This is a genomic window from Candidatus Erwinia haradaeae, assembly GCF_900698855.1.
Taxonomy (GTDB): domain Bacteria; phylum Pseudomonadota; class Gammaproteobacteria; order Enterobacterales; family Enterobacteriaceae; genus Erwinia_E; species Erwinia_E haradaeae_F.
On the sequence record NZ_LR217698.1, the window covers coordinates 1,054,261 to 1,077,356 of the forward strand.

11 protein-coding genes, 1 tRNA gene and 1 pseudogene are annotated in these 23,096 nt (G+C 28.3%); 6 read left to right on the top strand and 7 right to left on the bottom strand.

The window, feature by feature from the left end; genetic code table 11:
* Positions 1-157: 157 nt before the first annotated feature.
* From HACICURT3053_RS03210 to priA, 3 genes are all read left to right on the top strand, one after another.
* Positions 158-2,983 (top strand): 2-oxoglutarate dehydrogenase E1 component, encoded by a 2,826-nt coding sequence (locus tag HACICURT3053_RS03210; RefSeq protein WP_157992268.1) that lies wholly within the window; start codon positions 158-160, stop codon positions 2,981-2,983.
* A 9-nt stretch (positions 2,984-2,992) separates the two neighbouring features.
* Entirely contained in the window at positions 2,993-4,210 is a 1,218-nt protein-coding gene (sucB, locus tag HACICURT3053_RS03215; protein ID WP_157992269.1) for a dihydrolipoyllysine-residue succinyltransferase, read from the top strand.
* Positions 4,211-4,494: 284 nt separating this feature from the next.
* The gene (gene priA, locus HACICURT3053_RS03220; RefSeq protein ID WP_162297796.1) at positions 4,495-6,681 is read left to right on the top strand and encodes a replication restart helicase PriA; all 2,187 of its coding nucleotides are present in this window, start codon (positions 4,495-4,497) and stop codon (positions 6,679-6,681) included.
* Positions 6,682-6,795: 114 nt separating this feature from the next.
* Here priA and ffh read toward each other — a convergent pair whose 3' ends face one another.
* The 7 genes and pseudogenes from ffh to serC form a co-directional block, all read right to left on the bottom strand.
* Complete coding sequence (gene ffh / locus HACICURT3053_RS03225; protein ID WP_157992271.1) at positions 6,796-8,157, bottom strand: signal recognition particle protein; 1,362 nt, start codon at positions 8,155-8,157, stop codon at positions 6,796-6,798.
* Positions 8,158-8,610: 453 nt separating this feature from the next.
* Positions 8,611-8,687: transfer RNA gene (locus HACICURT3053_RS03230), tRNA-Ile, on the bottom strand.
* Positions 8,688-9,633: 946 nt separating this feature from the next.
* Positions 9,634-10,956, bottom strand: a complete 1,323-nt coding sequence (gene tilS, locus HACICURT3053_RS03235) for a tRNA lysidine(34) synthetase TilS (protein ID WP_157992272.1) — start codon at positions 10,954-10,956, stop codon at positions 9,634-9,636.
* Positions 10,957-12,109: 1,153 nt separating this feature from the next.
* Positions 12,110-12,394, bottom strand: coding sequence for an integration host factor subunit beta (ihfB, locus tag HACICURT3053_RS03240; protein ID WP_157992273.1), 285 nt, complete (start codon positions 12,392-12,394; stop codon positions 12,110-12,112).
* Positions 12,395-12,475: 81 nt separating this feature from the next.
* Entirely contained in the window at positions 12,476-14,149 is a 1,674-nt protein-coding gene (gene rpsA / locus HACICURT3053_RS03245; protein WP_157992274.1) for a 30S ribosomal protein S1, read from the bottom strand.
* A 154-nt stretch (positions 14,150-14,303) separates the two neighbouring features.
* A complete protein-coding gene (cmk, locus tag HACICURT3053_RS03250; protein WP_157992275.1) occupies positions 14,304-14,987 on the bottom strand; it encodes a (d)CMP kinase in 684 nt (227 codons plus the stop codon).
* A 1,273-nt stretch (positions 14,988-16,260) separates the two neighbouring features.
* Positions 16,261-17,348, bottom strand: a pseudogene (serC, locus tag HACICURT3053_RS03255) (3-phosphoserine/phosphohydroxythreonine transaminase).
* Positions 17,349-17,945: 597 nt separating this feature from the next.
* On the opposite strand from serC, the gene hemW reads away from it, so the two are divergent.
* From hemW to tsaC, 3 genes are all read left to right on the top strand, one after another.
* On the top strand, positions 17,946-19,082 hold the full coding sequence (gene hemW / locus HACICURT3053_RS03260; RefSeq protein WP_157992276.1) for a radical SAM family heme chaperone HemW: 1,137 nt from the start codon (positions 17,946-17,948) through the stop codon (positions 19,080-19,082).
* A gap of 940 nt (positions 19,083-20,022) precedes the next feature.
* Positions 20,023-20,496 carry a DUF494 family protein gene (locus HACICURT3053_RS03265; protein WP_174233917.1) on the top strand — a complete coding sequence of 158 codons (474 nt, stop codon included), beginning with the start codon at positions 20,023-20,025 and terminating at the stop codon, positions 20,494-20,496.
* Positions 20,497-21,180: 684 nt separating this feature from the next.
* Positions 21,181-21,747, top strand: a complete 567-nt coding sequence (gene tsaC / locus HACICURT3053_RS03270; protein ID WP_157992277.1) for an L-threonylcarbamoyladenylate synthase type 1 TsaC — start codon at positions 21,181-21,183, stop codon at positions 21,745-21,747.
* Positions 21,748-23,096 lie beyond the last annotated feature (1,349 nt).

Consider the following 23,096-nt stretch of genomic DNA (forward strand, 5'->3'; position numbering starts at 1 on the left):
ATTCCCTAGCTAAAGACATATTAGCATCACTATATACTAAATGCATCCATAAATCATCAGTATTTTATACTATCATTTACTTACTATAGCCGATCCATTCAATAAAGTAGATGATACGCATATAAAATAAAATACAAACTATTCTTAAGGGATTCAAATGCAGAATAGCACAATAAAGTCCTGGCGAAATTCCTCTCGAATTACTGGAGCCAATCAAGCCTATATAGAATGCCTTTATATAGAATTTTTAACTAATCCATTCTCTGTAGATCAGACATGGCGTTCTATTTTTGAGAAAATTTCCAAAACTACTTTCAATCAAAAAAGAACTTATCTTTCCTCAAAGGAATCTTCTTTAGACTTAAATACAGACTATTTTATCTCACAGAATACTACCGAGAAGTATAATACAACTGATTATCTAGTAAAAATCTGGAAATTAATTAATGCATTTCGTGTATTTGGGCACCTTAACTCCAATACCAATCCGTTAAGTTTAAATCAAAAAAATAGAATTCCAGAGCTAGAACTATCCTACTATCACTTCAACGATAATGACCTAGAACACACACTACACACAAGCCATTACTTTTCTAACGACATAGGTGACATTAAGTTAGCAGATCTTTATCTCAGCTTAAAACACACTTATTGTGGTTCTGTGGGAATAGAATACATGCATCTCACTGATTCAGATGAAAGAAAATGGATTCAAAAACAAGTAGAGTTAATAAAACAACCAAATATCTTTTTAATAAAAGAAAAAAAACAAATCCTAAATGATCTTACTAAATCAGAAGGTTTTGAACGCTATATTGCTTCGCAATTCCCAGGTGCAAAACGTTTTTCACTTGAAGGCGGAGATACATTAATACCCATGTTGAATGTACTAATTCAACATGCTAGACAAAAAAACACCCATAAAATTATTCTCGGCATGGCACACCGTGGGCGTCTTAACACCTTGATTAATGTTCTGGGAAAAAAACCACAAGACCTCTTCAATGAATTTTCTGGTCAAGAACCAGTATTTCAAGGGAGTGGTGATGTCAAATATCACATGGGTTTTTCTTCTCACATAAAAACTGAAAGTGGTAGCGTACACTTAACATTAGCATATAACCCCTCTCATTTAGAAATTGTTAATCCAGTAGTCATGGGAATGACACGCGCACATTTAGATCATCTGAATAACATAGATCAGTCTCAAATTTTATCCATTACTATTCATGGTGACGCAGCTATTAGCGGACAAGGCGTTGTGCAAGAAACGCTAAATATGTCTAAAACACGTGGCTATCAAGTAGGTGGAACGATTCGGATTGTTATTAATAATCAAATTGGATTTACCACTTCTAATTCAGAAGACTCTAGATCGACGAATTACTGCACTGATGTTGGAAAAATGATTATGGCACCCATTTTCCATGTAAACGCCGATGATCCCGAAGCGGTAATCTTTGTAACTCGACTAGCCTTAGATTTCCGTTACACCTTTCAACGAGATGTATTTATTGATTTAGTCTGTTACCGTCGACATGGCCACAATGAAGCAGATGAGCCTAGTGCTACGCAACCTATGATGTATCAAATCATTAAAAATCATCCGACTACTCGTGAAATTTATGCTTCTTATTTGAAATCTGAACAAATAATTACACAGAAAGATGCTCTTGAGATGTGTCAAAGAAATCGTGATTTATTGGAGAAAGGAGATTATATTGCTCCTATAATACTAAACAAATCTCAAAAAGATAATTCTGTGAATAAATCATTAACGATTTCTAATCTTATAAAGCCTTACAAAGATTCAATCAATATCACTATAAATTATTTAAAAGCGCTTGCTATACAAATTAATACAATTCCAAAAGAAATAACTACGCATGCGCGCATTAACAAAATTTATAAAAATCGCTCCGAAATGGCGATTGGTCATAGACCGTTTGACTGGGGTGCAGCTGAAAATCTGGCATATGCTACTTTGTTGAATATTGGTATTTCATGTCGCTTATCTGGTGAAGACATTAGGCGCGGCACGTTTTTTCATCGTCATGCTATGATTCACAATCAATCAAATGGATCAATATACTGTCCTTTAAAACATATCAATAAAAATCAAGGTAAGTTTGATATATGGGACTCAGTTCTTTCAGAAGAAGCTGTATTAGCATTTGAATATGGTTACTCTATAACAGTTCCAGATAACTTAACCATTTGGGAAGCTCAATTTGGTGACTTTGCTAATGGCGCTCAAGTGGTTATCGATCAATTCATTAGTTCTGGTGAACAAAAATGGGGCTGTCGATCTAATTTAGTAATGCTTCTTCCTCATGGTTACGAAGGACAAGGCCCAGAACACTCATCTGCTCGCCTTGAACGTTATCTACAGATGTGTTCTGAAAATAATATACAAGTATGTATTCCATCAACACCTTCTCAATTATATCATATGTTACGACGTCAAATTCTGTCCCAACTACAACGTCCTTTGATAGTAATATCGCCTAAGTCCTTATTACGTCATCCAGAGGCTGTCTCTTCACTAGAAGATCTAGTATCTGGATTTTTTGAACTAGTAATAAAGGAGGTGGATAAACTTTCAATACCATTATTAAAACGTATTATACTCTGTTCGGGGAAAGTGTACTACGATCTATTGCAGAGACGACGTCAGAATCACAATATTCATGTTGCTATATTGCGCCTCGAACAACTTTACCCTTTCCCTGATCAAGTCCTTAAAAACTTATTAAAACAATATATCCATGTTAAAGATTTTATCTGGTGTCAAGAAGAACCAAAAAATCAAGGAGCATGGCATTTTATTAAAAAACATTACCGACGAACCCTACCATTAGGCGCTACCTTGCGTTATTCTGGACGACCACCCTCTGCTGCACCAGCAACAGGTTATATATCTTTACATCGCCAGCAGCAAGAAGAACTATTAAATGACGCATTGACCATTAAAGAATCTTAAGGAAATAAAATGAGTAGCATAAATATTACCGTTCCCGATCTACCAGAATCTGTATCTGATGCCACAGTCTCTAAATGGCATAAAAAAATTGGCGATCCAATAAAGCGTGATGAGATTTTGGTTGATATTGAAACAGATAAAGTAATTATAGAAATTCCAGCAACTGATGATGGTATTCTAACAGAAATTATAGTTAATACAGATACTTCTGTGAAAGCGCATCAAATATTAGGAATATTTAACTCCTTAAAAACAAGTAATCCATGCAAATCTTTTCATATTCCAGATCAAATAGACTCCCCAGAGTCTAATCAAACGCATTATATCAATACAGAGCAAGTACAATCTCTTAGTCCAGCTATGCGTCGTCTCGTACATGAGAATGACGTACAACCAAAAATATTAAAAAATAATAACTGTCATACCCTTGTTTCAAAAGAAAAAATAAAAGAGCATTCTGTTAATTCCTTTTTAAGCTCTTCTAGGTCACAAGATGAAAAAAAAACTGTATCCTTAACCACTCAGGATCGCAGTGAAAAACGTATACCTATGACACTTTTTCGCAAAAAAATGGCTGAACGTCTTTTACAAACTAAAAATACAACAGCCATGTTAACTACATTTAATGAAATAAATGTACAGCCAATTTTAACTTTACGTAAAAAATATGGTCCATTATTCGAAAAAAAACACTCTGTTCGTTTAGGATTAATGCCCTTTTATATTAGAGGTGTAGTAGAAAGTTTAAAACATTATCCAGAAATAAATGCATCTATCGATGATTCAGAAATAGTTTATCATAACTATTTTGATATTAGCATTGCCGTATCCACGCCGCGTGGTGTTATTACTCCAGTATTAAGAAACGCTGATATTTTAAGCATATCTGATATGGAAAAGACAGTCAAAGAATTAGCAACAAAGGCTCGTAATAATAAACTGAATTATCATGATCTTACTGGAGGAACCTTTACCATTACCAATGGTGGTGTTTTTGGTTCGTTACTATCTACTCCGCTCATTAATCCACCTCAAAGTGCTATTTTAGGAATGCATGCAATTAAAGATCGTCCAATGGCAATTGATGGTGAAATAGTAATTTTACCTATGATGTATCTTGCTCTTTCTTACGATCACCGACTAATCGATGGACGTGAAGCAGTGGGTTATCTTGAAAAACTAAAAAGCTTATTAGAAGATCCTACACGCATCTTACTAGATATTTAAAAAAAATTACTTAGTTATATTATAGATCATAAGATAGCAAGAAATATTACTCGTATACTTTTATATTAAAAATTTATTAAAATTAAAATTCTCTTTATCGTTATGATGATAGATACCTACAATAAATTGTATAAAGCTTTCTATTAAGCTTAGATTTGAGAGTGCAATCAATCTATCTTTTTTCTAAATTAAAGAAGATTTTAATTATTGATATATATTCTATATTTTGACATATAATATTATTATTAGCATTAATAATGATTATTTTTCTCTGGATTATAAACATGCCCGTAGTTCAGGTAGCTTTACCTATTCCTTATTCTAATAACGTTAACTATATAGTACCTATTCATATAAGAAATGTCATTATTGGTGGGCGAGTTCGCGTTCCCTTTGAAAATCGCCAAGCAATTGGTATAACTATATCTATTAAAGATAATAAAACACTCCCATATAAGAAGCTAGAAAAAATAAATTCAACATTAGATGCACAGTCACTATATCATCCTACCCTGTGGCGAGTTTTGCATTGGATTGCTGAATACTATCATTTGTCATTAGGAATAATCCTGTTTCATGCCTTGCCAAGTTTATTATGTAGAGGAGCATTGATAGAAAACAAGCCCCTATATCAATGGGTAATTACTTCTAAAGGACGTAAAACAGTATCTAATGGTTTTCATACACATACTAAGAAGGATAAACTGTTAACCACATTATATCATCGACCACTGTTGAGTTATCAAAAAAATAAAGATCAACTCACTGAGTTTATTCTTCAATCACTAGCTTCTAAAGATCTATGTAAATTAGAAAAAATTACTTATTTTAAAGAGGATTGGCGCAAGACCTATTCCATTAATGATGTGCATTTACGTATGAATGAAAAACAGGAAATGGCTGTTAAATCTATCTATAAATCGAATCATACTTTCATCGCCTGGTTATTAATTTGGACTATTAACTATGATAAAACTGAAATCTATCTTCGTATAATAGAAAAAACACTTTCTCAGGGAAAACAGATACTAATTTTAGTACCAAAAATTAGTTCAGTATTAAAGATGAATAAACTATGTAAAGAACGGTTTAAAGCACCAATTGATGTTTTGTATTCTGCATTAAATCATACAAAACACTTAAGTGTTTGGAAAAAATCCAGGTCTGGCGAAATAGCTATTATTATAGGAACTCAGTTAGCCTTATTCACCCCTTTGAACCAACCTGGACTCATTATTCTTGATGATGAACATCATCCATTTTATCAAGATAAAAGAGATTGGCATTATAATGCTCGCGACCTAGCTGTATTGCGTGCTAAAAAAGAGAACATACCCATTATTATGGGCTCTGCCACTCCTGCATTAAAGACTCTGCATAATGTTCATTTAGGCAAATATAACGCAATAAGTTTAACGCAGTCTCAAGACTGCACTAATTCCGTGACCCGTACTTTAATTGATTTAAAAAGCCCCTATTTAAAAAATGGTTTATCAGAGTTTCTTGTAGAAAGAATTTCATTGCATTTGAATAATCACAATCAAATACTATTATTTCTAAATCACAGTGATTTTTCTCTTTCTCTGTTATGCAATAAATGTAATTGGATAATGAAATGTGAAAAATGCGATTGTTATTACACCTTACATAAAAAAATATACCAACTACGCTGTCATTATTGTACAAAGACAATAAATATACCAAAGAAATGTTTTCATTGTAACTCTGTTTTCCTAACACCAACTAAAATAAGTACAAAACAGATAAAACTTAACTTACAGACATTATTCCCTCACATCCCTGTCACAAGTATTGATTCTGATAGAACCACTCCGACTAGCACATCTCTAGATCAACTAACAATTAATCATGGTGGTAAAGCTCATATTTTAATTGGAACAAAAGAACTTTTTCAGGAATGCTTCCTCTCACACGTAACGTTAATAGCTCTACCAGAGATAGATAGTATCTTATTTTCTACTGATTTTCAAGCTCTGGAGCATTTTTCCCAATTTTATCATCAAGTCATAAACATTTTAAATAATAACAAAAAAAAAGGAGAAATCATATTCCAAACTCGTTATCCAGAACATCCTTCTTTACAAGCTTTACTTAATAAAGACTACATGTTTTTTGCGAAAACAACACTTTTAGAACGTAAAAAATTTTTACTTCCACCATATACTAAACAAATATATTTTGAAGTAGAAGATAAAGATACAAAACATGCAAAATCCTTCCTAATACAACTCATTAATTTTATTCAATCAAGTCCAATATATAATGCATCCTTGCATATAATCGGTCCCGAGCCCGTCTCATCCGTTAATCAAAATAATGTATATAAATGGCAACTATCTCTGTATCATCAATCTCAATTTATTCTTTATCAATTGACAAAAGTCAGTCTAATATTTATTAAAAAGTTACTAACTGTAAGAAAAATTAAATGGAGATTAGAAATCCATTGATTTCATTAATACTCAATCACAAACTATTTTGATATAAAGATTCAAAATATAACAAATTCTCATGAATTTATAATTTACTCAAATAAACAGTTTTAATTAATTATCAATATGTTATTAATGTCTTGTAAAACTAGTAGGTATCATATCTTTAATATTTCTCATCATTTTTTCCATACCTCCTTTTTTTATCTTTTGTACCATTTGTTGCATATCATTTAACTGTTTAAGTAATCTATTAACATCTTGTACTGTCACACCTGAGCCAAAAGCGATTCGTCGTTTACGAGATCCCTTAATTATATGAGGACATTGACGTTCTTTGCGTGTCATTGATTGAATCATGGCTTCCATTCGTTTTAGAGAGGTGTTATTTAACTGTGATTGAATATGATCTGGGACCTCCTTCATTCCTGGTAATTTATTGAGCAAATTAGAAACACCACCTATATTACGAAATTGTTTTAATTGATTCAAAAAATCATTAAAATCCAGGTTATTATTCTTAAAAGTTTTTTGCGCTAATTTTTCAGCTTCAACTCGATCTACTTTATTCTCAATATCTTCAATTAAAGATAATATATCACCCATTCCTAAAATTCGCGAAGCAATTCGGTCAGGGTGAAAAGGTTCTAATGCCTCAAGTTTTTCTCCTACGCCCATAAATTTAATAGGTTTACCGGTGACATAACGAATCGATAACGCAGCTCCACCGCGGGCGTCGCCATCTAATTTTGTTAAAATTATACCAGTTAATTGCAATGATTCATTAAATGCTCGAGCAATATTAGCTGCATCCTGCCCAGTCATTGCATCAACCACTAGTAACGTCTCTATTGGTTTAATCACTTTAGATAACTCTTTAAGTTCTTTCATTTTGAAACTGTCAAGATATAAACAACCTGAAGTATCTACTATAAGAACGTCATGGAATCTTAACTTAGCTTGATGAAGCGCAGATTTGACAATATCAATAGGATTTTGATTTAAGTAAGATGAAAAAAAATCAAGTCCAATTTCCTTAGATAAAGTTTCTAATTGTTGAATTGCAGCTGGACGATAGATATCAGTGGAAACCATTAGAACTTTTTTTTTATATTTATCATGTAGTAGTTTGCTAATTTTAGCCACACTTGTAGTTTTTCCAGAACCCTGTTGACCCACTAAAAGAATTACTGCTGGAGGTTCAATTTTTAAATTAAGAGTTTCATTTTTTTCACCCATTACCAAAGTTAGCTCATCTTTCATTAGTTTAATAAACTCTTGGCTTGGAGTAAGACTTTTATTTACTATCTGATTAATAGCGCGTTCTTTTACATTTCTAATACATGAACGAACTACCGGTAAAGAAACATCTGCTTCTAATAATGATTTCCGAACTTCACGTAAGGTGTCTTTAAGATTATCTTCAGTTAATCTACCGCAACCTCTCATTTTTTTTAAAGCTTGTGATAAACTTTCAGTTAAATTATTGAACATATTTTATGTCTCATAATAATCAAATCATCTTAAGGAAGTAAATGTTTTAAGAAATGACATTTAAATATTTAATTATTATAAAATAATTAGATTTATAAAACTTTCTTCCAGTTAAATAGATTACATTTTTTTAGATAATATCAATTAATATCTATTAAATTTTAATATAAATCATTTATTGTATCGATTAAATTTAATGTTAGTAATTACAGAAAAAGGTTAAAAACCACTCTCACCAGTTTATTAAGAATTGATTTGAAATACCTTTTTGATTAAAATCATAAATTTTATCGTAAATAAACTATTTAAATTAAAAATCAATCAGATAAAAATATAAAAAAATTAGCTGTATTAATAAATTGCAATTTACCTATCTGTAGATAGGCTATTAATGGGATAATCTTTTTATATTAAAATAATCATTTTTCACTTATAGATTACAAATTAAAATCTTGGTGGCCCCTGCTGGACTTGAACCAGCGACCAAGCGATTATGAGTCGCCTGCTCTAACCGTCTGAGCTAAGGGGCCTTTAAAAGAAAGGTATTGTAAAATATTACTCATAATTACACTCATATTTAATGAGTGAGTCAATATATTTTAAATCATATAACATGATATTATCATAGATAATCTCTATTATCCTATAATAATCTTTTATTCTGATTGAAACAACTGACATGAACATGTCTTTTTCATTTAATTTAGGTTTTAAATAAAATAAATTATATTTTTATATAGAAAAATAAATTAGCTTAATAAAATTATTATAATTCTTATCCATTCAAAATCAATTATACAAACATTTTTTGTTAAATTACTTTGAGGTAGAGTAATTGAGAGAATTACTTCTTTGATTTTAAAATTAAAGATATCATAATATATGAACATACAAACTTAAATTGTTACATTAACACTAAGTTTTCTAACTAATAAAAACATCAAATTCATGAATCACAGATATACATGATTTTTAGTCATGATAAAAGCTATTAAATCGACTCATACTAAAAAAATCTATAACACATAAATGTTATAGAGCTTTCTTTCAATTTTAAATTGACACTAAAATATGTTATTATTTTTATGATCAAAAAGTATTTTCATACTACATTTGTACTCAAAAATTGATTTAATGTAGGAGTTATTCTAGTTGTAATATTATCATAATTTTTATCAATTTTATACAGTTTTATTATGTATTAATTGATAGATAAAATTTCTATAATTAATTTCTTGTATTGTTTTATAAAAAGATTGTTATATATTACATTAATAAAAAATTATTATTCATTTTTAGTATAATGTTAGTATAAACTTCTCTAGTGGTTTTCAAGTTTACACGTAAGTTATTATCATAACTATATTGGTAATAGTATATTTATATTTAATATAAGTGATCTCTTTTATAGATATTTATTAATATTTATTCTTTTTGATTTATTAAATTAGAATGATTATTTTTTTAATAATGAAATTAATTTTTATTTAGCAATAAACTTGACCAAGAAACACACCATGGCTTCTGATCTATTTTAGGAAGTCCATCTAAAGTTATAAATACACCAACAGCAGCAATAAAAACTTCTCCATAAAAAATTAAAGGAATGCGTGTACGCTTCCATGGTGGAATCTTATACTCTTGCCATATTTTCTTTAACGAACGACTCCTAGAACGACCTAGGATTTTATATATTCCACATGAATAGAAACGTATGTTAACACTAATATTTGTGACAGGATAACGCAACGCTATACCATTTGAAGACTGAGTCAGTTGACCTAATCCATCAGGTAATAATAGAGGTTTCCAAGGTCGCTCCCATAATAACTTAACATCAATCAGTGACGTTCTCGATTCTATATAATATAATCGAGAACGAAAACGCCTAACTTCTCGCAATCCAATTTTTAAACATGGATTTGCATCTGGACGACTCATTATTACTTCTGTCCATATTCGTTGCAATCCATCGCAAGATGGCAACTCACCATTGTATTGATAAGAAATCCATCTACGTAATAACGCAGAACGACGAGCATAGCTCATTGTTAATAATGGTATATAATTTAATGAATTAGAGGAATCTATTAAAGAATTTAATGTTTCTGATAAGAATTCATCTAATAAGCGTTCTTGTTCACCACATAATCTTGCGCTACGTGAGACTGTTTTAGAAAAATATGGCCACCTTTTTTTGAGTAAAGGCACTACTTGTAAACGTAAAAAATTACGATCATAACGCATATTATGATTACTTTCGTCTTCAATCCAGATAAGACCATGGTGGTTGGCTAATTCTTCTAATGCCTTTCGTGTATAAGTCAGAAGAGGACGAAAATGGTGCCTACCTCTTTGACTTCGTTGAGGAGACATTGCTGCTATACCAGCCGGACCGCTACCACGCTTTAATGCTAACAAGACCGTTTCACACTGATCATCTTGATGATGACCAGTAAGTAATACCTCTTCTGATAAGAGTATTCTATACAAAGCATTATAACGTTCTTGACGTGCTGAAGACTCTAATCCATATTTTTTAATATTAACTTGAATACTTTGTACTACCAAAGGCACTTTCCAAATATTACACTGATTTTGGCAATGAACAATCCAGAGTTTAGAAGAATCATGCAACCCATGATCAATATAAGCCGCCCGAAGGTTAAAATCACTTGATCGGTCACGTAGTTGAACTAATTGATGAAGAAGAACACTGGAATCCAAGCCACCGCTATAAGCTATCAACACAGAGCGTTGATTTAAAAGAAATTTTTCTAGATTAATAATAGAAAACATTTTTATATAGTCGCAAAGAAGAAAAATCACCAGATATCAGATATAATAAGTAATCTTTCTAGGTAATTAACTTAAATGTATATTGTTGAATATACATTCTATAGAATTGCAAATTAACGAATCTTGAATATTTATTAACTAGTCATGTTGTCATCTGTAATTGTACTACTTTGAATTAAAAAAAATAAAATATTACATATTAGTAATATAAAATTAATAATTAATTTTATTTTTATACATAATTTATAGATAATTGTACTAGATAAAATCGTATGTTTATTTATTAAACAAATATAAGATCATAACAATATCTTTACAATATAAGTTATGATTGCATAACATTAATCTGAAATTCAGCTCTAAGTAAATCAATTACATTGAATCACTTATACAATATGATATCAAAATAATAACAGAATTTATATTCTTAAATTTTATTTTTGATTTTTAATATTTTTTCAATTATTTATATTTATAAATATAAATAATTTTATTAGCTATATTGATTTTGTACGAATAATAATTTTGAATAATCTACATATTTCAAAAATATTATATTTTATATATAAAACTCATTATAGAATAAGCAAACCTTACAATCAGATAACAAAGATATTGAAATAATTTAATTTTTAATTAAAAAATTTACTCAAATTACCTTTTACGATAAGAAATAGGTTAATACCTTTCTCATTTGTATTTCTGTCATTATCTGGGTTATGAACATCGAATTAATAAATTAAATTTTAATATAAAAAATAACATAAAGCTATTAATCAAACACATTTGAATAATTTAGAAATAATTTATATATATTTTAGGTAGTTACTTTATTGAAATTTACTTAATAAAAATCTATTAGCATTCAGTTTTATATTTAATTATATAATATATGTTACTTTATATAACAAATTTATATTTTTAATATATATAAAGTCTTATATGTGATGAATAGTGACTTAATCGTTTAAAAATACTGTATTAAAAATTTTACAGACAAAGTAACAATTAGAATTCCTGGATCACCCAACACAACTTATCAATTACAACTCCAATAATATAAGTATGATCATAATATTTCAATCATAAATGTTGAGTGTAAATCCAGGTTTTCTAGTATTGAATACTATAAGATTAAATCTTATTGACTAAATTAATCACTAAGGTTAGCTCGATTACGTAATGCTTTTCCTGGTTTAAAATGTAGTACAGATTTTCCTTTTAACTGTACTTTCTCCCCAGTTTTAGGATTACGACCAATACGAGATGAGCGATAATGTAAAGAAAAGCTGCCAAATCCTCGAATTTCGATACGCTCACCTTTAGATAGTATACCAATCATCTGTTCTAGTATCTCGTGTATTGCATCTTCAATAATTTCTACTGAAATATGCGATTGTTGTTCAGCTAACCTTGCAATTAGTTCCGCCTTGGTCACAAAATCCTCCGTTAAATTACCAATTAAAATAATTGTGATAACTCAACTTTCTTTCTAAAAACAATATTGTATAAACTAGTTTTATTCACTTTGTGCAGCTTTAAAGGCTTCAGTCATTACATTAGAAATGTTACTACCCTCTTGCTCTTTGTTAACAAGATTACTATTATCTCGTTCATCTATTTTATCCTTGGATCGAGATGATAGATTTACTATACGATTTTTGCGATCTGCACCATTAAATTGAGCTGTAATGTAATCACCTACTTTGAATATAAAATCAGAATTTTCTGTATGTTCTGATGTTGTTTCGATTAAACGAAGATATCCTTCTACACCATCATCTAATTTTACTGTAGCACCTTTTGAATCAATAAATGTGATTTTCCCATTCACAAGAGTGCCTTTTTTATTTAATACAAGATAATTACTAAATGGATCTTCTACTAATTGCTTTACGCCTAAAGAAATACGTTCACGTTCCGAATCAACTTGTAAAACTACAGTAGCAATGTCATCACCTTTTCTGTAATCCCGTATAGCTTCTTCACCTGTATTATTCCAAGAAATATCAGATAAATGAACTAAACCATCAATACCACCTTCTAAGCCTATAAAAATACCAAAATCTGTAATGGATTTAATTTTTCCTATAACTCGATCGCCCTTGTTATAAGTTTCAGAAAATTTCTTCCAAGGATTGGCCTGGCATTGTTTGAGACCAAGAGAGATACGACGACGCTCTTCATCAATATCGAGAACCATCACTTCTACTGTATCCGATACATTAACAATTTTAGATGGATGGATATTTTTATTAGTCCAATCCATTTCTGATATATGTACTAAACCTTCAACGCCTTCTTCAACTTCAACAAAACATCCATAATCTGCTAGATTTGTTACACGACCAATCAATTGAGTGCCTTCTGGGTAACGTGTAGAAATAGCTACCCATGGATCTTCTCCCATTTGTTTTAAGCCTAATGAGACACGAGTTCGTTCACGATCGAATTTTAGAATTTTCACTAAGATTTCATCGCCAACAACAACAATTTCACTAGGATGTTTTACACGCTTCCACGCCATATCAGTAATGTGAAGTAATCCGTCAACGCCACCTAGATCAACAAATGCACCGTAATCAGTAAGGTTTTTAACTATTCCGCGTACTTCTAATCCTTCTTGTAAATTAGTTAAAAGGTGATCACGTTCTGCACTACTTTCTGATTCGATAACAGATCGACGAGATACTACAACATTATTTCGTTTTTGATCTAGTTTTATAACTTTAAACTCTAGTTCTTTACCTTCTAAATGCAGCGTATCACGAACTGGACGAACATCTACTAAGGAGCCTGGTAAGAATGCACGAATACCAGCTAGTTCAACTGTAAACCCCCCTTTAACTTTTCCATTGATCACACCAGTAACAGTTTCTGCTTTTTCATAAGCCTTTTCTAAAGCAATCCAAGCTTCGTAGCGTTTAGCTTTTTCTCGAGATAATAGTGTTTCTCCAAAACCATCTTCTACTGCATCTAAAGCAACATCCACTTTATCACCAACTCGGATTTCTAGCCTACCAGATGTGTTTTTAAATTGTTCTGTAGAGATTGTAGATTCAGATTTTAGACCTGCATCAACAACAACAACATCTTTGTCAATGGATAACACTATACCACGAACGATAGAGCCAGGTCGAGTTTCAATTTTTTTTAGAGATTCTTCAAATAGTAAAGCAAAAGATTCAGTCATAATTGGTAATCTTCAGGATTCTTAAATTTAACATCCCCTGTCATCCTGACAGGTAGAATTTTGTGGCATGATCCATGGTATCCATCACATAGAATTAGATAAATGATTCTGTACTATCTAACTTTTTTACAGATTCAATGAACATTCCTCAGATCTATAGTAAAGTAAGTTTTTCATATACATAACTAAGAGCAATTTTAAGTACTTGTTTCATTGGGATATTGGTTGAATCAATTTTGAGTGCATCAGGCGCAAGAAGAAGAGGAGAAGTACTGCGGTAATAGTCACGTTCATCTCTCTCTTGAATCTGATTTACAAGGTTATTAAAATTAACACTAAAGCCATTGTTCTGCAACTGTAGCTTGCGTCTGTTTACACGTTCAGACAAACTGGCATCTAAAAAAATTTTAACTAATGCATCAGGAAATACTATTGATCCCATATCACGACCATCCGTAACGAGTCCTGGTAATACACGAAACTTACGTTGAAACGATAGCAAAACTTCCCTAAGACGAGGTAATATAGCAATTCTTGATGCTAGATTGCTAATAGTTTGACTACGAATTTTCTCAGATATATCTTTATTTTCTAAAATAACCTGTACTTTTCCATTTTCAGAATAAAAAGTAATCTTAAGATGCATAGCAATTATGCAAAGATCTTCTTCAGAATTGGTATTTATTTGATTTTCTAATGCTAATAGCGCTAGAGCTCGATAAATGGCACCAGAATCAAGGAAATTCCATTTTAAAATATTGGTGATTTCTTGACATAATTTTCCTTTCCCTGCACCGCTAGGACCATCAATAGTTATGACAGGTATCATCTTGATCATCTAGCTTTCTCCTTAACTAAAACGCTTAAATTTACCTAATCATACTTGAATCTATTATGAATATACTTCATCACGGTGACTGAATTATAAATCGTGATAGGTTCTATAAAATATTGATTAAACTTCTAAATCATATATTGATGAAGAAACATTTATAAAAATATTAAATAGTGTAGAGATTGGATTTATAGATAAGATTTTATAGCTCAATGATCTCTATAATCATTTTGTTTTAAAAAAATTGAATTTTAAAAAATGAAACAATTGAATTTCTTATTCTAGGGGCGTTATTTTATATAAATTGAGTAATAATTCTATATAAATTCTTTTGTATCTTAATATATAACTTATATGACTTATATATTCTATTTTGTAATATTTTATGTTAAACACCGAGATTAATGATTTTTTCGCAAATTTACTAAATTATCTTCTTTATATAGATAATAAATTTAAAGATTAGTTTTTTAGTTTTATTAAAATAATATAACGAATCAAAAATTATAATATAAAAGAAATATTATAATAGGGTTAGCATTAATATGAGGATAAAAATATAAATCATAAATTTTATTATTAGTAACTATTTAAATTATATGTTTAGTTGTATTAGGTTAATATTAATTAATAAATTGTAAATAAAAGAAATAAAGTAACTATTTCTATTTTCAAAAATATAACATTTTAAAAAAAGAAAAAGAATAAAAAAATAATTTAAAGATTATTTAAAATAATTCATTATTTCTTATTCACTTATATGAGAATCTTTATTTATTTAGATTTATCTAGAGTATTTACTTCAATAGAATAATGAATGAAATTTAATTTCAAAAAAAATACTTTAAAATTGTAATAATTTTGATTATTAATCACATTAAAATTGATACTTTATCATAAAAAAACAATAGACCCAGCAATATTCAGTCACTTATAACATTTTTAAATCAAATCTCATCAAATATGGAATTCATTGGTGCTGATATGTACCTTACATATATTAATTAATATTTAAAGCATTATGAATAATTATTTACTATCAATATTTTAGAATTTCATTTAGGTTTGATGGCAAAATTTTATCTTTTTTCAAAGATTATAAAATAAACAAAATCGTATCTATATTTAGTCTTTTATCAACAAAAAAACAAGTTAATTATTTAAAATTTTTAAATCACTATCGTCATCTTAAATTCTAAAATAATATGTTAAAATAATAAAATTATAGATTTAAAAAAATTTTTTATTTTATCCAAAAGCAAATAATTCAAATGACTTATCTGTGGTGTCGATATTCAAAATCTAGCATAAAATCAATTAATTTTTTTACACCAGAAAGTGGCATGGCATTATAAAGTGACGCACGCATACCTCCTGCTGTTTTATGACCTTTTAATCCATATAAACCAGCAGATAATGATTCAGAAAGAAATGGTTTTTCTAATTGTTTATTTAGAAGATAAAACGGTATATTCGTATACGAACGATTGGATATAGCTATATCATTATAATAAAGAGCACTGGCGTCAATAGTATTATATAAGAGATTTGCTTTAATTTTATTTATTTTTTCTAGTTCGTTAAGTCCTCCTTTTTTTTTAACCATTTAAAAACTAAACCAGATATATACCAAGAAAAAGTAGGAGGAGTATTAAACATAGAATTACTCTCTGCTAATACTTTATAATGTAAAATTGATGGTAATCCATTACATGCTTGATCTAAAAGACTTTCATGCACAACTACTAATGTTAAACCAGAAATACCAATATTTTTTTGTGCAGCAGCATAGAAGATACCATATTTTCTTACATCAATAGGTCTTGATAAAATAGTAGATGACAGATCTGCGACTAAAGTATGATGAGGAAAATTAGGTTGTTCATGAACAGCGATTCCATCAATAGTTTCATTAGGACAAAAATGTACATAAGTAGAATCTTCTGATACTTTCCACTCGTTCATTGGAAGAACAGAACGATATCCTTGCATCAAGGTTGTCGCGTTAATAACATTGGGTTTACAATATTTTCTTGCTTCTATACTAGCATTTCTAGACCAATATCCTGTATTAATATAATCTGCCTGAGGATTTTTCCCTAATAGGTTTAAAGGAATTGATGAAAATTGCCCTCGCGCTCCACCAGAACAGAATAAAATTTTATACCTCATTGGAATCTTAAGTAAATCGCGTAAATTATATTCAGCCTCTTCAGCAATATCAATAAATTCCTTACTGCGATGACTGATCTCCATAACAGATATGCCTAAACCTCGCCAATTTTTAAGTTCTTTTTCAACATGTTTAAGTATATCTCTAGGTAACATAGCTGGTCCAGAACTAAAATTAAAGATTAGACTCATTTTTTAACCATATATTAAAATGTTATGTGCTAAAAATTTATTTTTCTATATTATATTAGAAAATTTTTATTTATTGTATTATAAAAATTTATTTTTTAATAGATAATTTTATTTCATATGTATGGTTTAAATAAACATAGTTGCGATATTAGATCTTTTACCAGGCCTTATTGATGCCAATAAAGTATTTATTAAATCAACACTTAATTAACCTAATATAAAGAATAAATTTTATAATAGTTAAGTATTATAAATACAAGAATAAAATATTAAAATAGACTAATAAATCTGGTTTAATTATTTACTAAATGATTGTCCAAACATTATGTATCTATTATTGAAACTATTAATTTTATCGAAAATAGGTAATTTATCTATTGATTACATTAAATATATTTTACATGATAGATAACATTGTATTATTAAATAGTGATTTTAATATTGAATTAAACATTATTGGATTGATTATCAAATGTTCTATTAAATTTCATTTATAAAAAAATAAAAAGCAACAATATGTGCTAACTAAAGGATAAGAAATACTTGAAGTTTATACGATGACTAGAATAATGGATCTAAACAATAAGAATCAGAAAAATGCCTAATCTCCCTAAGTTAAGCTTATACATTCATATGCCGTGGTGCATAAAAAAATGTCCATACTGTGATTTTAATTCATTTGTTTCACAAACACAAATACCTGAAGAAAATTATATACGTCATTTACTAAATGATCTGTCGAATGATATCTCCTTAATATCTGAAAGGAAAATAGATAATATTTTTATTGGTGGAGGCACACCTAGTTTATTTAGTGAAAAAAGTATTCAATTATTGCTTGAGGGAGTACACACCCGTCTTTATGTTTCTCCATTTGCAGAAATTACTATAGAAGCTAATCCTGGAACAATGGAAATAAATCGATTTGATGGTTATCAAGCATCTGGCGTAAATCGTATTTCAATTGGCATTCAGAGTTTTAATCAAAAAAGTTTACAACATATTGATCGTACCTATTATTCAAATAATGCAATACAGGCCATAATTCTAGCAAATACACTAGGCTTAAATAGTTTCAATCTGGATTTAATGCATGGTCTTCCGCACCAAACAAAGAAAGAAGCATTAAGAGATTTGCAAGTAGCAATTAATTTAAATGTTCCACATATTTCATGGTATCAATTGACCATTGAGCCAAATACATTATTTTCCAGATGTCGACCTTCATTACCTAATGAAGATGATTTATGGGATATTTTTCAAAAAGGAGATCAGTTGTTACATGCTGCTGGTTACGAACAGTATGAAATTTCATCTTATTCTAGACAAGGGCACTACTGTGCACATAATCTAAATTACTGGCGATTCGGGGATTATCTTGGTATTGGTTGTGGGGCGCATGGAAAAATTACTCAATTAAATGGTTCTATTATTCGTACCGAAAAAACTAAACATCCTCGTAAATTTATGTCTGGTTGTTATTTATATAAATTATCAGAAGTATGTGACCATGACAAGCCATTCGAGTTTTTTATAAATCGATTCCGATTATTGGAACCTATACCTAAAAATGAATATAGAAGTTACACTGGTTTACTAGAACATAGTATTAGAGCTCCTCTTGATATACTAATTACGAAAGGTTATTTAATAGAAACGGATAATTTTTGGCAAACCACTCAAAAAGGACGATTATTCCTTAATTCTATGTTAGAGGTATTTTTATCTAAATGATACAGTATTAATATTTAATATAAGATATTATTGCTTAATAAAAATTCTATTTAACCAATAAAAACTTTATTATTTATATAATAATTTTAATTATTTTATAAACAAGTAATTATAGTTAAAATATAAAAAATATTTTTATATTCTAATATAATTTATATATTTATTATTTCATATAGTTGATGTTGTTATTAAAAACATAAGATTGTATATATTATGGATAATATATATATTTTATATATTATCTATTCATTTTAGATAAATAAAATATTTTTCTTTTATTTTTATAAAAGATTTTTATATATTTTATTAAAAATATTTTTATGTTTGATTTAAATTATGAATATAAATTAATTAATTTATATTAATAACAAATTCATTGAAAATAATTAATACTAGCTATCATAATAAATAACTTCATCTCTAAATCTCTAAACAATATTTTTAGCACAATGTTTGTACTGTTGTAGAGTATTCATCAAAATTTAATGAATTTTTAAGATTTTTAATCGTTGTTATGATTGTTAAATTAAACATCTCTAAGAGATAGTCGGTTGTAAGCTATCTTTATATTTATTCTAATTAAATCCAGAAAGTAATAGATTAATCCATTAATCTTGAAATAGTATTGCATATTTACTGTTTATGGTTATTTTAGTTTTTTGATAGTATCATTATCTTCAATAAGACATTCTTAACTATTGTTTGGACTAAAAATAATTATTACAATTATTACTTTAATTGATGAATGAAATAAAAAATTATTATTTTACTCTGCGTTAGATAACACATGAGATGAAGTAATATCTATTAATATCATAGATTCATGTGTCAGAACTCTCTATGTTGCAATCCTGGACAATAAACTTCTAAAACACTTAGAGTAAGCTGCATAGCGATAGGGCTATACCCATCCATTATTTCTAGGTCACGAGGGTATAAAGTGTTTGACGTACTTATGTATTTGTTTGAAACTTACATTCATAATCAGGAAGAAATGTGCGTGGATCAAGATAAGTTAACTAATGATTTATCGGATGCAGGTTTTCATCGTGAAGATATTTTTAATGCTTTGATCTGGTTGGAAAAATTAGTAGATTATCAAGATGAATTGATTTCTCCAATTTTTTTAACTACTGATTCACTTTCTATGCGTATTTATACTCAAGAAGAAAGTCAGCGTTTAGATGTAAATTGCCGAGGATTTCTTTTGTTTTTAGAACAGATTCGAGTTTTAAACCTCAAAACACGTGAAATGGTTATTGAACGTATTATGGCTTTAGATACTCTTGATTTTAATCTGGATGATCTTAAATGGGTGGTTCTAATGGTTTTGTTTAACCTTCCTGGGTGCGAAGGTGCTTATCAAAAAATGGAAGAATTATTATTTGATCATAGTGATGATATTACACATTGAATATGAACACTACAATTCAGTTGTGACATGAAACATTATTGCATAAATATGTTTCAAACATGCGTTTGATTTAAAATTAAATATTTTAAAAAAAATAAAATTAATTGTGTATTGATTTATGTCCTATAAGTTCTATCTGACTTTTTATAAAAAATATTATTATATTTTTCATAAACATTAATATTGAATATTCATTATAAATAAATAATAAATGCTTTATAAATAGAAGAGTGAGTGATCTCCTATAATTAATTTTTAATTTAAAAAAGATTTTATTTTTTTTAGTCAAAAATTTTATATTTTGCTTTAAAAGTAAATCTTCATATGAAGATAATTCAGAAAACTATATTAGTAAATTTAAATATAATATCAATTATGTATTGTATAGAGTGCTATTTCTCAAATGTATATAAAATATTGAATTATTTCTCATGAGATACTTTTATCTTGCGCAGAGATAAAAACCTTATATATAATAATTTTTTATTATAAAAATCTATAATATATATATTATATAATATATTTTAAAATAATTTTCGTAAAATATTTTGAATTTTTATTTATTAAAAGTTTTTAATTGATGTATTTAGGTTTTTTATTATTTATTTATGAGTCTATTATATTATATAAATAACTTTTATTTTCATATTTTATTATGAAATTTTAATTTGGAGCATAGCACACATGAGTCCCATTATTCATTCATTAATGGAATGTGCAAGATATGTATCTCAGTCAATGGTTGTCTCTTATCCTACTGAATCAGTTTTTGGATTAGGCTGTAATCCTAATAGTCAGATAGCAGTCCAACGTCTTCTTGCTTTAAAGAAAAGATCAATGAAAAAAGGTTTAATTCTAGTATCTGCAAATTATAAACAACTTATACCATGGATTGCTGATGAGGAATTATCTGATGATCAAAGATCTTACATGTTTTCACGATGGCCTGGACCGGTAACATGGATTGTCCCAGCTCGCCGTACAACTCCATTCTGGCTAAGAGGGCAATTTACTACAATTGCAGTACGTGTTAGTAATCATCCCACTGTAATTGCTTTATGCAAATCTTGTAATACAGCATTAGTATCAACAAGCGCTAATTTAACGGGATTTCTTCCATGTCGTCGCGAATCCGAAGTGATAGAAAATATTGGTAATCATATTCCAGTATTAGTAGGTCAAACTAGTGGTCATCTGCATCCATCCGAAATACGTAATCTTCTCACGGGGGAGTTAATTCGTGGAGGATAAGATAAAAAATTTTTTGATAGTGATATTTTTATTGTAAATGTAGTTAAAAAATCAAATCTATTTAATTTGTTAAGAATAAATAAAGTTTTTATATAAAAAAATGAGCTTATGTTATTTTTATTTTTCTTTTTTTATGTTTCTTGGTTAAGAAAAATAAGACTTATACAAAGATCACATCGTTAGTTTTGTATGGTGCATGAGAACTTGATAATATTAATTTAAATTTTAATAAATTTATGTTTTATTTATATTTCGAAATTAGGCTATAAATTAATCATCTTTTTATATCTATAAAATAAATTTATTTATCTAGATAGCTTACAAATATTTATTTAAATCTTATTTTATTGCTTAAACAGGCACTAATGTTACGTTTCTAAATAAAATATTAAATAATTAAAAATGAATATTTTTAGTACATAATATTAACCGTGATTGGAATTCATAATCTACTGTGTGTGAAATATTTTAATGAGCGAATGGCTTATTGATTATTCAAAGATTTACTAATCAAGTTTACTATATTTTTTAATTATGAAATTTTATATTTTATTATTGCAGATACCGTTTTAGGAGATTTTGTATATATTTTATAGATATTTGTATTGATAATAGAAATTTTTTAAAAAGAATTTTTCTTCTAACACATGTTTAAATATGATTACGTATATTTAGATATATTTTATATATTAAAGGTCATTTTATATCTATTTTCTTATATGATATTGATTTCATAATATAACATAAAATTAGATTTACATTAATGTTTTTGTAAATTATATGTATATGTTTAGTAACGATTTTTTCTAAATAAATTCATTAGATTTATTTCTTAGATCAATTGTTTCTTAAATTATATCTTAACCAAAATTCCATTAATTATTAAGAGTAGATTGAAAGTTATTTTAATGTTTTAGATCAAATAATTAGAATATATAGAAACTACTGTCTGATTATCTTTATCTTAAAGATAAATTAAGATTAAATTAGATTTAAGATATTACCATAATTATCTTATTTTTATTATCTTATTTTTAATTTTAACGTAGAAGATCTATTTGTTTTCAATATGGTCGCTTACATCTATATTGACTTATTCATAATATTACTAATTTATATTGTATATTACAGTGTGTCAACTGATTAGTTTAGAATCAATTTAAAAAATTTTATCACAAGATTTGAAGTTACTCATTATCTTGACATTAAAACCTATTATTCAGCCTTGAATTTCTATACTAGGTCTCTAAATTTTCCTCTAGAAAACATGTATTGCATTAATGTAAAGGATATGACTAATTGATACAAATCATGTTTTTCTTAATACTGCATCTATTGATATAATATTT

Coding starts and splice junctions, on each gene's coding strand:
- HACICURT3053_RS03210 (WP_157992268.1), top strand. CDS start 158: ATGCAGAATAGCACAATAAAGTCCTGGCGAAATTCCTCTCGAATTACT.
- sucB (WP_157992269.1), top strand. CDS start 2,993: ATGAGTAGCATAAATATTACCGTTCCCGATCTACCAGAATCTGTATCT.
- priA (WP_162297796.1), top strand. CDS start 4,495: ATGCCCGTAGTTCAGGTAGCTTTACCTATTCCTTATTCTAATAACGTT.
- ffh (WP_157992271.1), bottom strand. CDS start 8,157: ATGTTCAATAATTTAACTGAAAGTTTATCACAAGCTTTAAAAAAAATG.
- tilS (WP_157992272.1), bottom strand. CDS start 10,956: ATGTTTTCTATTATTAATCTAGAAAAATTTCTTTTAAATCAACGCTCT.
- rpsA (WP_157992274.1), bottom strand. CDS start 14,149: ATGACTGAATCTTTTGCTTTACTATTTGAAGAATCTCTAAAAAAAATT.
- cmk (WP_157992275.1), bottom strand. CDS start 14,987: ATGATCAAGATGATACCTGTCATAACTATTGATGGTCCTAGCGGTGCA.
- hemW (WP_157992276.1), top strand. CDS start 17,946: ATGCCTAATCTCCCTAAGTTAAGCTTATACATTCATATGCCGTGGTGC.
- tsaC (WP_157992277.1), top strand. CDS start 21,181: ATGAGTCCCATTATTCATTCATTAATGGAATGTGCAAGATATGTATCT.